Origin of the sequence: Gordonia sp. N1V, from assembly GCF_029269935.1 — a bacterium.
Lineage (GTDB): Bacteria > Actinomycetota > Actinomycetes > Mycobacteriales > Mycobacteriaceae > Gordonia > Gordonia polyisoprenivorans.
Genome location: NZ_JARJDD010000014.1, coordinates 1 through 12,296 on the forward strand (window position 1 = coordinate 1; position 12,296 = coordinate 12,296).

At 66.6% G+C, this 12,296-nt stretch carries 10 protein-coding genes; 3 read left to right on the plus strand and 7 right to left on the minus strand.

From position 1 onward, the window contains the following. Positions 1–78 precede the first annotated feature (78 nt). From P3L18_RS17775 to P3L18_RS17785, 3 genes are all read right to left on the minus strand, one after another. Positions 79–456, minus strand: coding sequence for a hypothetical protein (locus P3L18_RS17775; protein WP_276114828.1), 378 nt, complete (start codon positions 454–456; stop codon positions 79–81). Then, positions 453–1,793 (minus strand): PepSY-associated TM helix domain-containing protein, encoded by a 1,341-nt coding sequence (locus P3L18_RS17780; protein WP_346348438.1) that lies wholly within the window; start codon positions 1,791–1,793, stop codon positions 453–455. The genes P3L18_RS17775 and P3L18_RS17780 overlap by 4 nt, the downstream gene beginning before the upstream one ends. Positions 1,794–1,915: 122 nt before the next feature. After that, complete coding sequence (locus P3L18_RS17785; protein ID WP_276114829.1) at positions 1,916–2,992, minus strand: diacylglycerol kinase; 1,077 nt, start codon at positions 2,990–2,992, stop codon at positions 1,916–1,918. 73 nt (positions 2,993–3,065) lie between these two features. Here P3L18_RS17785 and P3L18_RS17790 point away from each other — a divergent pair, with 73 nt between their 5' ends. Beyond that, positions 3,066–3,938, plus strand: coding sequence for a glycerophosphodiester phosphodiesterase family protein (locus tag P3L18_RS17790; RefSeq protein ID WP_276114830.1), 873 nt, complete (start codon positions 3,066–3,068; stop codon positions 3,936–3,938). Here P3L18_RS17790 and P3L18_RS17795 read toward each other — a convergent pair. Continuing rightward, positions 3,925–4,773: a hypothetical protein gene (locus P3L18_RS17795; RefSeq protein ID WP_265076960.1), complete on the minus strand. Its 849-nt coding sequence runs from the start codon at positions 4,771–4,773 to the stop codon at positions 3,925–3,927. The genes P3L18_RS17790 and P3L18_RS17795 overlap by 14 nt on opposite strands. A 57-nt stretch (positions 4,774–4,830) precedes the next feature. Next, entirely contained in the window at positions 4,831–7,122 is a 2,292-nt protein-coding gene (gene purL / locus P3L18_RS17800) for a phosphoribosylformylglycinamidine synthase subunit PurL (RefSeq protein WP_205741430.1), read from the minus strand. Between the two features lie 141 nt (positions 7,123–7,263). On the opposite strand from purL, the gene eccA reads away from it, so the two are divergent. Both eccA and P3L18_RS17810 read left to right on the plus strand, forming a co-directional pair. Continuing rightward, a complete protein-coding gene (eccA, locus tag P3L18_RS17805) occupies positions 7,264–9,063 on the plus strand; it encodes a type VII secretion AAA-ATPase EccA (RefSeq protein ID WP_014361363.1) in 1,800 nt (599 codons plus the stop codon). A gap of 14 nt (positions 9,064–9,077) precedes the next feature. Then, positions 9,078–9,542: a hypothetical protein gene (locus P3L18_RS17810; protein ID WP_079928762.1), complete on the plus strand. Its 465-nt coding sequence runs from the start codon at positions 9,078–9,080 to the stop codon at positions 9,540–9,542. Positions 9,543–9,567: 25 nt separating this feature from the next. On the opposite strand, the gene P3L18_RS17815 is transcribed toward P3L18_RS17810, so the two are convergent. Further along, positions 9,568–10,329, minus strand: a complete 762-nt coding sequence (locus P3L18_RS17815; RefSeq protein WP_079928760.1) for a 3'(2'),5'-bisphosphate nucleotidase CysQ — start codon at positions 10,327–10,329, stop codon at positions 9,568–9,570. Positions 10,330–10,392: 63 nt separating this feature from the next. Beyond that, positions 10,393–12,255, minus strand: coding sequence for an adenylyl-sulfate kinase (cysC, locus tag P3L18_RS17820; RefSeq protein ID WP_035727758.1), 1,863 nt, complete (start codon positions 12,253–12,255; stop codon positions 10,393–10,395). Positions 12,256–12,296 lie beyond the last annotated feature (41 nt).

Sequence of the window (12,296 nt, forward strand, 5' to 3'; positions counted from 1 at the left end):
GTTGTGTTCGAGTGTATGCCGGGTTTGTCGGGTTGGCAAGAGGTTGTCGAAAGTTCTTTCGCACAAGTTCCGGTGCGGTCAGCCATGCATCCCGGGCACGCCGATCAGCCAGACGGATTCGGCTCGCCAGCACACGAAAGCCAAGAGAGCCAGGATGAGCGCCCGGGCGACGGCGGCTCCACGCCGACCGAGGGTCGTCGTTGCTGGTATGCCGAATGCCGCGAGACCCACCGCCGTGGCCGCGTAACCGAGGAACACCCCGGGTCGCGCAGGGGCATCGGCGCCGATCATCCACGCCACCAGACCGCCTGCGGTCCAGGCGATCACAGCGACCGCGACGGTCACGGTGACTCGCGTCGGCCACTCCAGTGACGGCACGGAGGTCAGGCCCAGGAGCGACCACAGCGCCGCCCCTACGCACGCGACGCAGAGCAGTAATGCCACAGATGGATTCATTCGACGTCGGTCGCGGCTGCGACGCCCGTCGAGTCGGTCGAGGTGTCGGGCGTAGCGGCCGCACGGTCACGGGCGCGACGACGTCTGCGCCGCGCGTTGCGGTTTCGGATCTGCCAGGTACTCAGCCCGGTGATCATCAGTAGCAGCGGCGTCATCCCGAAGATGAACCACAGCGCCCGCCACCAGCCGTTGACCGACACCCCGTAGTGCAGGGTCGGCTGTGCCCAGTCGTCGGCGATAGTGTTGGAGACCGTCGCCGGCGCCCCGGAGAACTCCTTGATCACCGACGGGTCATGGCCGTCGATTCCGAGCTCTCGGTTGCCGTGGTAGGTCGCGCTCCCCGACCACAGATCCGGCCCTCCGACAAGCAGATCCACCGAGTAGTACTCCGAGCCCTCCGACGGCATCCCCACCCAGGTGGCGTGCGATCCGGGGTAGTGCGCCTGCGCTGCGGCAATTGCCTGGTCGAGGGAGATGAGAGGTCCGGTCGACTCCGAGGTCGGCATCGTATACGCGTCGTCGGCCGGCGCGACACCTCCGGTGGCGGCGTACCACACCTTGCCGACGCCCGGGATCTCGAAGTTCATCCCGGTCAGCCCCCAGATGAGCAGCGGGATCGCGGCCACGATGCCGATCACGTTGTGCAGGTCGGTATCCCGCGCGAATCGCCCCTTGCCGATGCGCACCCGAAAACCGTTGCGCCAGCGTCGCAGCCCTGGGTACCAGATCACGATGCCGGAGATGGCCAGAAAAACCAGCAACAGTCCACTGATCCCGAGAAGTAGTGCACCCCAGGTCATATCGGCGGTGAACCAACCCCAATCGGCGACCACCGAAGGCTTGGCCAACCACGAGATATACCCCGGATAGCCTTCACAGGTCAGGCCACAGTCATGCAGGTTGACCAGGAAACCCAGAAAACCGCCGTCAATATCGCCGTGGCCGTTGACCTTTCCGGTTCCGGCATCGACAGCCCAGGTGCCCGCGGCCGTATCGGCGGAACTGATGAAGTACACACCGTCCTTGAGTGACAGGTACTGGGCATCGAAATCCGGGTCGGCAGTGTGGACGGCTGACACCGCGTCGGTAAAACTCGCCTGGCGCCCGGTGTCGGTGGTGGTGAACAGCGAGGAGTTGGTGGCGCGCACCAGTTCTGGCTCGTACACCAGGATCGCGCCGCTGGTGCAGACGACCACCAGAAGCAGACCGAGAACGATCGAACTCCACCGGTGCGTCACGATCAGAGCACGTCGCACCGGCTTCTTCGACGTTCGCCGACGGTTCGCCGATGCCCTGGCGCGTTCGACCGGTGGGCTGGCAACCTGCTCCGTGACCATGGCGGCCAAGGTTAGCATAACCAAATACCAAAGATTTGATTTGTCCGACTTGTCCGAGAATTACGAAATACGCTGCAGTGCAGTAATTCCTGGAAGCGCAGCCAACCGGCGAAGCGCGCCTCCTAGCGCGACACCAGCCCGACTCCGGTGATGAGCGGCAGGTCGAGTGCCGTCACCAGGCCTGGTTGTGCATCAACCACCGCGGCAACCGAATTCACCAATCGCATTGCCGTCACGATCATCCCCGACACGTTGTGATCGCCGTTCTCACCGTGATGGGCGAACTCCACCGACATCTGCGGCTCACCGGAGATGGTGATGCGGTAGCAGCCGTCACCGTCGACGGGGCTCGGCCACTGCGGACACTGTTCGGGGTGTGTGCGGGTGTAATGCTCGAGCACGATGCGGTCGACTCCGGCGACCTGACCGACCACCTCGAAATGCAGTGCGGCCATGGTTCCCTCGGGAATCTCCACCGACACGGTCGAGTAGTCACGATCGGCCGCGACGCGCTCATGCCGTTCGATCAGCGGCTCGTCGAGCGTGAGTCCGAGCCCGGCGGCGAGCTGGCGGACGACACTGCCCCACCCCATCGCGAGCACACCCGGCAGCAGGAGCAGCGGTGTCGCATCCATCGGCTGCCCGAAACCGAAGATGTCACGCATGACCACAGGTTGGTAGTACGTCGAGTAGTCGGCGATCTCGAGGCACCGTACCTCGTCGATCCGCTGCGAGAGACTCGTCATCGACAGCGCCAGAACATCATTCGCAAATCCCGGATCGATACCGTTGACGTGCAGGCTGGCCCCACCCGCCAAGCCTGCGGCCGCGATGCGATCGAGGAGCTTCTGATCGAGAATGCCCTGGGGGAATTGCAGCACGACCGGCCCGCTCGAGACCACGTTGACGCCCGCCTCGACGAAGGAGATGAGATCGTCGATCGCCTCGAAGATGCGGTCATCGGTCATCGCGGTGTGCACGATGGCATCGGGGGCCAGCGCGAGAAGTGCGGCCCGGTCGTCGGTCGCGAGTACACCGAGGTCGCGGCCGAGACCCGCGAGTTCGCCCGCGTCCTTGCCCACCTTCGCCGGGTCCGAGACCCACACCCCGACCAGTTCGAGGTCGGGATGGGCGTCGATCCCGGCAATCGCATGTCGGCCGACGGTTCCGGTCGACCACTCCACCACTCGTAACGTCATCAGCCAAAACTAGAACACGTTTCACTTTATCGGACACGTTTTGGCCAACTGCCGACGGTAGAGTGCGCCGACGATGAGTACCGCTGAACCGATCGCCGTGACATCCGACGGCCACCGAACCCGACTGAAATGGCATCGCGCACGCAAACGCGCCGAGGACCCGCCCTTCACGCGCAGCAGAATCGTCGAGGGGATGGCAGTCGGGGCGAGCGTGGAGGTCGACCTCGTCATCCACGGGCCGGGCTCGTCCGCGTCGTGCGGCTTCGCGATCCTGCACGACCGCGATCTGGCCGGGGCGACGACGGGCGCCGGCGACGTCGGCGCAGCCCCAGCCGACTACCTTCGATCGTTGTCCCTGCGCGACAACGACGGTCATCGGATCGACGAACCGGTGACGCTGGTCGGCGACCTGGGCGGTCTACTCACCGACATTCACCCGAATGCGCTGCTGCAGTTGGATCTCAAGCAGTCCGCCGACGACCTCGACGAGCCGACCGTGCGGGCCTTCGTCGAGGCGGTGGCACCGTTCGCGGAACACGCGATTCTCTCGTGCGGCGATGCCGAGGCGGTACGCATCCTCACCGACGCGGTCCCGCGCCTGCGTGTGGGGTACGACCCCTGTCACCACGGGGCGGTCGACCGGGTGCTGAGGTGGCGCACCTATCGGCGTTTCGTCGACCACGCGGTCGCCGCCTCCCCTCGGGCCGAGGTGATCTATCTCGACCGACGCCTGGCACTGACCGTCGCTGATCGGGGCACCGACCTCGTCGCAGCGTTCCACGCCACCGGACGCGAGATCGACATCTATACCTTCGGCCGGGCCGACGACCCCGACATCGACCGCGCTCTCGAGTTGCACACCGACCAGATCACCACCGACGACCCACAGGGCGTGGCCCGACGGTTCGGTTCGGCGACAGAAGGTTCGGGCGTCAGCCGGCCTTGATCCACTCCGCGGTGGACGGCAGCATCACGAGGATCGCCGTGGCGATCGGGAAGACGAGACCGACGAAGCTGAAAATGCCGCTTCCGAAGCCATTGCTGACGCCGTTGTGACTCAACGCCGACTCGACGGCCAGGCCCGCGATCGCCCCGACGATGCCGAACACGATCGACACGCCACATCCCGAGGCGACGAGAATTCGGCCGATCATCTTGTGCCGCAACACCGAGACGCCACCCCAGATCAACAGCACGGCGAGCACCACATCGACGATCATCTGCATCACGAGGACGGCGTTGTACCACCCCGGAATCCGATCCACCTCGGTCGCCAGAGCCGAGATCGCGACCAGCACGCCGATCGAAACGATGAGCCCGACGATCGCCGAGACGCCTCCGAGGAAGCTGAGAACTGTCGCGGTGATAGCGGTGCCACCCGAGGGCTTCGGCGTGTACGGATCGCCGTACGGGTTCTGGGGATAGGGAACATTGGCTCCTGCGGGTTGCCCCCACACCGGTTGCTGGCCATATGCGGGTTGCTGGCCATATGCGGGTTGCCCATAGATCGGCTGCTGCCCATAGGTCGGCTGCTGCCCATAACCGGGCTGGCCATACTCGGCACCAGGCTGACCGTATGCGGGCGATCCGGCCGCAGGCGACTGACCGGCGCCGCCGTACACCGTCTTCTGGTCCCACGGAGACGGTCCCGGCGTCGCCCCCGGGTTGGACTGTTGGCCATACGGCTGCGACTGTTGGCCATACGGCTGCGACTGATGGCCATACGGCTGCGACTGATGGCCATACGGCTGCGATCCCGAGCCATCCTGCGGAGTGGTCATCACCCGAGCATACGGTGATATTTCGGCCTGCTCCCGGATATTTCGGCCCGCTCCCGCTCAGCCGAACAACGCCGGCAGTGTTCCCTCGTAGGCGGTGCGCAGTTCCTCGAGGGTGACCTCGAACTGGTCCTGCACACTCACCGAATCGCTGCCCTGATCGACGACGCCGATGCGGGTCCACGGCATGCCGCGGGCGTCGAGCATCGCGACGAAACGCGACTCCTCGGTGCGCGGCACCGCCACCAATACCCGACCGGTCGATTCGGAGAACAGCCAGACGAACGGGTCGGCACCCTCGGGCAGCAACAGCCGGCAGCCGGTCTCGCCGGCGAGCGCCGACTCGACGACGGTCTGGATCAGCCCACCCTCGGAGAGGTCATGGGCGGCGGAGACCAGGCCGTCGCGCGATGCGGCGGTGAGGATGTCGCCGAGCAGCTTCTCGTGGTCGAGATCGACCTCCGGTGCCACGCCGCCGAGGTGATCGTGGGCGACCTGCGCCCAGATCGAGCCGTCGAACTCGTCACGCGTCTGCCCGAGCAGGATGAGTGTCTCGCCGGGCTCGGTGCCGAATCCGGTGGGGATGCGGCGCCGGACGTCGTCGATCACGCCGAGCACACCGACCACCGGTGTCGGCAGGATCGCCGTCGCGCCGGTCTGGTTGTAGAAGCTGACGTTGCCGCCGGTCACCGGGATACCGAGCTGCGCGCACCCGTCGGCGAGACCGCGAACCGCCTGCTGGAACTGCCACATCACCGCCGGGTCCTCGGGTGACCCGAAGTTGAGGCAGTTGGTGACGGCCTTCGGTGTGGCACCGGATGCGGCGACGTTGCGATAGGCCTCGGCGAGGGCGAGTTGCGCTCCGCGGTACGGGTCGAGATAGGTGTAGCGGCCCGACGCGTCGGTGGCCAGCGCGATCCCGCGGCCGGTGCGTTCGTCGATGCGGATCATTCCGGAGTCGGCGTTCTCGGCGAGCACCGTGTTGCCGCGCACGTACCGGTCGTACTGCTCGGTGATGAACTTGCGGCTGCACAGCGCCGGCGAGGCCAGCATCGTCAACAACGTCGAGCGCAGTTCGCCGGACGTCGAGGGCCGCGCCAGCGACGCCGTGCTCGAGGCGATGACCTCGTCCTGCCACTCCGGTCGGGCGAGGGGCCGCTCGTAGACCGGCCCCTCGTGGGCCACCGTGCGCGGCGGTACGTCGACGACGGTCTCACCGTTCCAAGTGATCTCCAGATGATCGCCGTCGGTGACCTCCCCGATGACCGTGGCCAGCACGTCCCACTTGCGGCACACCGCCAGGAATGCCTCCACGTTCTCCGGCGTGACCACCGCGCACATGCGTTCCTGGGATTCGCTCGAGAGCACCTCGGCCGGTGTCATACCGACCGCACGCATGGGTACCTTCTCCAGCTCGATCCGCATGCCGCCGTCACCGGCGGCAGCCAATTCCGAGGTGGCACACGACAATCCGGCGCCGCCGAGATCCTGGATACCCACCACCAGTCCCGCGTGGTAGAGCTCGAGGCAGCATTCGATGAGCACCTTCTCGGTGAACGGGTCACCGACCTGGACGCTCGGGAGCTTCTTGCGGTTCGGACCGGCCTCCCCCGAATCGTCGAAGGTCTCCGACGCCAGCACCGACACACCGCCGATGCCGTCGAGCCCGGTCCGCGCTCCGAACAAGATGATCTTGTTGCCCGCGCCGCTGGCGAACGCCAGGTGCAGATCCTCGGTGCGCAGCACACCCGCACACAGCGCGTTGACGAGCGGGTTGCCGGCGTAGCTGGGATCGAAGACGGTCTCGCCGCCGACGTTCGGCAGGCCCAACGAATTGCCGTAGCCACCGACCCCGCGCACCACGCCGTCGACAACGCGCCGGGTGTCGGGGGCGTCGGCAGGACCGAAGCGCAGTTGATCCATCACGGCGATCGGCCGCGCACCCATGGCCATGATGTCGCGCACGATGCCGCCGACGCCGGTCGCCGCACCCTGGTACGGCTCGACGTAACTCGGGTGATTGTGCGATTCGACCTTGAAGGTCACCGCCCAGCCGTCGCCGACGTCGACGACGCCGGCGTTCTCACCGATCCCGGCGAGCATCCCCGCCCGCATCTCGTCGGTGGTGGTCTCCCCGAAGTACCGCAGATGCACCTTCGAGGACTTGTACGAGCAGTGCTCGGACCACATCACCGAGTACATCGCCAGCTCGGCATCGGTGGGTCGGCGTCCGAGGATCTCGCGGATGCGGTCGTACTCGTCGTCCTTGAGACCGAGTTCACGGTAGGGCTGAGGATGATCGGGGGACTGGGCGGCTGCGGAGACGGTGTCCACATGAGTCTGATCGCTCACCCGGCCATGATAGACGTGGCCACCGGAGCCTCGTGAGTCCACACAATCCACAGCGCACGTGGGTATCGGTGCACATCATCTCCCCGTGACGCGCGCCACCGATTAGGCTCCTCGCAGGGTCCGAAACGGGGGGAGTTCTCGATGGTCGACGTCGGCAGGGCACGACAACTGTTCGAACTCGGCGTGCTGTCGATGGGTATTGCGGTCGAGGGCACCGATCCGGTGGACAATCCGCAGCAGGCGGCTCTCGCCTTCACCCGCGCCAGCGAGTGGGACCCGGGCATGGCCGACGCCTGGATCGGCCGGCTCGCGTGCGGACCGGCGGCCGTCGGTACGGGCGACGCGGTCAACGAGGCGCTGCTCGCGGTGTATCGCCACCGCGATGCGATCGGTCGCGAACAGCGTCGGCTCGGGCTGCCGCCGGGACTGCTCGTCGGCCGCTGGTACACCGGGATGTTCATCGACTATCCACTCGTCGATGCCGACCACGCCGTCGCCGCGTACGCCGCCACCCTCATCCGTGGACACGATCTCGCCGGGGCCGCCGAGGTCCTGTCACAGATCACCGGCGACGCACCGATCGCCGAGTTCATGACGGGCGTGCTGCACTTCTCGGCGCAGCGCTGGCCCGATGTCCTGACCGCACTGGGGCGAACCGACTCCTGGGCCGACGAGTATCTGGGCAGCGCCGCCGACTACATGTGCGGCAGCGCGTGCGTGCAGCTGGGCATGTTCACCGAGGGGCTGCGCCGGCTGCAGCGGGCCATCGACGGCCCGATCCCCTCCTGCGCGACCCGGGCGCTGTTCGCTCTCGGGCTCGCCTTGCGGGAAACCGGTCAGGAGGATCAGGCCCGCGCGGCATTCGAGCAGGCATTCTCCCGGGATCCGGCGTTCACCGCGGCCGCCGACGCGATGCGCAGCCAGACTCTGCGGCTGACCGTGACGAGCGCCGAGGAGATCGCGGCACGGGCCGACATGTGGGACCCGGCGTCGACACCCGGCACCGACGCCGCGGACCCGGCCTCGGTCGACGGCGACGACCTCGTCGCCCGGGCGCAACGGGATCTCGACGCACAGATAGGTCTGGAGTCGGTCAAAGAGCAAGTGGCCAAACTGAAGTCGGCGGCGACACTGGCACGGATCCGGGCCGATCGCGGGCTGTCGACGTCGGCGCGCAGTCTGCATCTGGCCTTCACCGGACCACCCGGTACCGGTAAGACGACGATCGCCCGGGTGATCGCCACGCTGTACTGCGGACTCGGATTCATCAAGTCCGACAAGGTGATCGAGGCGACCCGACGAGATCTGGTCGGCGAGCACCTCGGCTCCACCGCGATCAAGACATCAACGCTGATCGACTCCGCGATGGACGGGGTGCTGTTCATCGACGAGGCGTACACGCTGATCCAGCAAGGCCTTTCCGGGGGCGACGCCTTCGGTCGGGAAGCCGTCGACACCCTGCTCGCGCGAATGGAGGACGACCGCGACCGGTTGGTGGTCATCATCGCCGGCTACGACGCCGAGATCGACCGCTTCCTCGCCGCCAACGAAGGGCTGGGTTCGCGCTTCGCCCGCCGCGTCCGCTTCGAGTCCTACACGCCGGGCGAGCTTGCCCGCATCGGCGAGTTCCTGGCCGCGCAACGGGATTCGATCCTCACGGCAGAGGCGATGGCCGAACTCGAGCAGGCATGCACACCGCTGTATCACGATGTGCGCCAAGGCCCCGGTGGAACCCAGCGAGCCACCGACCTCGCCGGCAACGGCCGGTTCATCCGCAACATCATCGAGGCCGCCGAAGAGGAACGTGAGGTGCGCCTGTCGGCGGGCGGTGATCTGGAGAACCTCACCCACGACGAACTGATGCGCATCGAGGTCGCCGACCTGCGTGCCGCGCTGAACTCGGTGCTGTCGGGCCTGGCACCGGCAAGAACTCTCGCATGAACACGGAGTCACCCATGCGTACCGAATCACCCACGAGCACACGCCGAATCCGGGTGGCCATCATCGCGCTCGCCGCGGTGGTGTTCGCAGCGGTGCCCGCGTGCACCGTCAGCGGCGACCCGGTGGCCGACCCGTCGGGCGCCTCGATCTCCACGACGACCACCGATCCCGACGCCACCACCAACTCCCCAGCTCCCGACTCCCCAGCTCCCGATGCGACAGAACCGGATTCGACCGAACCCGATTCGAGCACCGACGCACCGATCAGCGACGTGCCCGCGCCACCGAACGCGACGACGATGACCTGCAGCCAGTTCGTGACACTGGATCGCTCGACGCAGGCGGCGGTGTTGCGCGCCAACGGCGCCACCGCCGACAACACCCGACTCGGGGTGGCCATCGACATCTACAACAGCGTGTGTCCCGGCTACCCCGATGCGCTCATCGCCGACCTCGTCGCCGGCCGTTTACCGAACTGACCGGAGGCTCAACCCACGGGGGTTCTCAACTCGCAGACGTCACCGCGATGATCCGTTCGGTGAGCTCCGGTCGGCAGATCACCAAGTCGGGCAAGTATGTGTCGTCGCGGTTGTAGACCAGCGGCGAGCCGTCGATCCGGCCGCACCACAAGCCTTTTGCCTGTGCCACGGCGACCGGCGCCGCCGAATCCCACTCGTACTGGCCACCGGCGTGCACGTAGGCATCGGCCTCACCGCGCACCACGGCCATCGCCTTGGCGCCTGCCGATCCCATCGACAACACCTCGCCGCCGATCGCGTCGGCCACCGGCTGCGAGAACGCCGGGGGCCGTGAACCACTCACCACCACCCGCGGCAGCTCGCCCTTCGGGGTACTCGCCAGCCCGTCGGTGGGCGTGATCGGGAGGTCGTCGTCGACGTAGGTGACCGCCAACGCTGGCAGTGCCACGGCCCCCGCGATCAGTGTGCCGCCACCGTCGGCCGACCACAGCGCCACGTGGACGGCCCAATCGGTGTGTCCGTCCAAACCGTATTCGCGTGTGCCGTCGACCGGGTCGACGATCCACACGCGCTGCGCACCCAATCGTGACTTGTCGTCGGCGGACTCCTCCGAGAGCACCGCGTCGTCGGGCCGTTCCTCGGCGAGGCGGCGCATCAGCAGGTCGTTGGAGCGCAGGTCCCCCTCCTTACCGAGGTCCTTGCCCGTCAGGCCACTGTTCGCGCGGATGTCCAGCAGCAGATGTCCTGCGGCCGTGGCCAACTCACCGGCGAGTGCGCGATCGTCCATCCTCGTCTCCCATGCTCGATTCCCCGATCGGCCCGCGACTTCCGCAGGCCACGCCTCGGGGCACTACAGGCCCAGATTACGCAGGACCGCGTCGGCGGCCTCCGACGGGGAACCGTCGGCGGGGGTCACGACGAGGTCGGCGTGCTCGGGGCGTTCGTACGGCGAGTCGATGCCGGTGAATTGGCTGATCTCACCACGTCGGGCCTTGGCGTACAACCCTTTCGGATCACGCCGCTCGCATTCGTCGAGGGGGGTGTCGACGAAGATCTCGAAGAACGGCAGCCCGCGTTCGGCATGGATCTCCCGCGCTCGGGTGCGCTCGTCACCGAACGGCGAGATGAGCGAGACGATCGCGATGGATCCGGAGTCGGCGAACAGTGCCGCGACCTCGGCGGTGCGCCGGATGTTCTCGCGGCGATCGTCGTCGCCGAATCCGAGGTCGGAGTTCAGTCCGTGCCGCAGGTTGTCGCCGTCCATCAGGTAGGCGGGCCGCCCCTCGGCGACAAATCTTCTCTCGAGTTCCATTGCCAGTGACGACTTTCCGGACCCCGACAACCCGGTCAGCCAGACCGTCGCGCCGGCGTAAGGCCGATGCTCACGACCGACCTTGGTGGTCTGCCAGACGATGTGGCTGTCGTGGCTGACCGGGGCGGTGATCATGCCGGCACCGACCGTCTTGTTGGTGGCCTCGTCGATGAGGATGAAGCTCCCGGTTTCCCGGTTGCGCCGATACGAATCGAACATGACGGGCTGCTGCGTGCGTAGTGTCACGCGTGCGATCTCGTTGAGGCGCAACGACGTCGCCGCCTCGTCCCGGTGCAGGGTGTTGACGTCGAGACGATAGGCGAGGCCGGTGATCTCGGTGCGGGTGGATCGTGTTCCGGCCATCAGCGCGAACCTGCTGTGCGCGGTCAGCGTCGAGTCCTCCGAGAACCAGCACACCATCGCGTCGATGTCGCGGCCCACGTAGGGCCGGTTGTTCGGTCGGGCGAGCATGTCACCGCGGACGATGTCGATCTCGTCGGCGAGTTCGATCGAGCACGCCATGGAGGCGAACGCCTCGTCGACCTTGGTCCCGCCGGGTCCCCAGATCTCGGTGATGGTGGTGGTGAAACCGCTGGGCAGCACCACGATCTCATCGCCACGGGCGAAGACCCCGCCGGCCACCGTGCCGGCGTAGGCGCGATGATCCGCGCCGTCGCTGCGCTGCGGCCGGATCACGTACTGCACCGGCATCCGCGCGTCGATGAGGTTGCGGTCGGAGGCGATGTGCACATTCTCCAGATGGCTCAACAACGTTCGGCCCTGATACCAGTTCATCGCTTCCGAGGCGTCGACGACGTTGTCGCCGCGCAGCGCCGAGATCGGGATGAAGGTGATCTCACCGATGTTGAGCTTCGCCGCGAAATCGGCGAATTCCGAACAGATCTCGTCGAAACGCGCTCGGGACCAGTCGACGAGGTCCATCTTGTTGACGCAGACCGTCAGGTGCGGGATGCCGAGCAGCGACGACAGGAAGGCGTGCCGCCGGGTCTGTTCGAGTACTCCTTTGCGCGCGTCGATGAGGATGATCGCGAGGTTCGCGGTCGACGCGCCGGTGACCATGTTACGGGTGTACTGCACATGCCCCGGAGTGTCGGCGATGATGAATTTTCTTCTCGGCGTGGAGAAGTAGCGGTAGGCGACGTCGATGGTGATGCCCTGTTCGCGTTCGGCGCGCAATCCGTCGGTGAGCAACGCCAGATTCGCGTACTCGTCGCCGCGCTCAGCGCTGGTCCGTTCGATCGACTCGAGCTGGTCGGCGAAGATCGATTTCGCATCGTAGAGCAGACGACCGATCAGCGTCGATTTCCCGTCGTCGACCGACCCCGCTGTCGCGATGCGTAGGAGTTCTCCTGTGGCGCCGGGCATCTCGATCTGAGCCATCGGAATCTGGGGCGTCGGAATCTGCGGCGTCGGAATATGCG

Coding starts and splice junctions, on each gene's coding strand:
- P3L18_RS17780 (WP_346348438.1), bottom strand. CDS start 1,793: ATGGTCACGGAGCAGGTTGCCAGCCCACCGGTCGAACGCGCCAGGGCA.
- P3L18_RS17815 (WP_079928760.1), bottom strand. CDS start 10,329: ATGGACGATCGCGCACTCGCCGGTGAGTTGGCCACGGCCGCAGGACAT.
- eccA (WP_014361363.1), top strand. CDS start 7,264: ATGGTCGACGTCGGCAGGGCACGACAACTGTTCGAACTCGGCGTGCTG.
- P3L18_RS17810 (WP_079928762.1), top strand. CDS start 9,078: ATGCGTACCGAATCACCCACGAGCACACGCCGAATCCGGGTGGCCATC.
- P3L18_RS17785 (WP_276114829.1), bottom strand. CDS start 2,992: ATGACGTTACGAGTGGTGGAGTGGTCGACCGGAACCGTCGGCCGACAT.
- P3L18_RS17795 (WP_265076960.1), bottom strand. CDS start 4,773: ATGACCACTCCGCAGGATGGCTCGGGATCGCAGCCGTATGGCCATCAG.
- cysC (WP_035727758.1), bottom strand. CDS start 12,255: ATGGCTCAGATCGAGATGCCCGGCGCCACAGGAGAACTCCTACGCATC.
- P3L18_RS17790 (WP_276114830.1), top strand. CDS start 3,066: ATGAGTACCGCTGAACCGATCGCCGTGACATCCGACGGCCACCGAACC.
- P3L18_RS17775 (WP_276114828.1), bottom strand. CDS start 456: ATGAATCCATCTGTGGCATTACTGCTCTGCGTCGCGTGCGTAGGGGCG.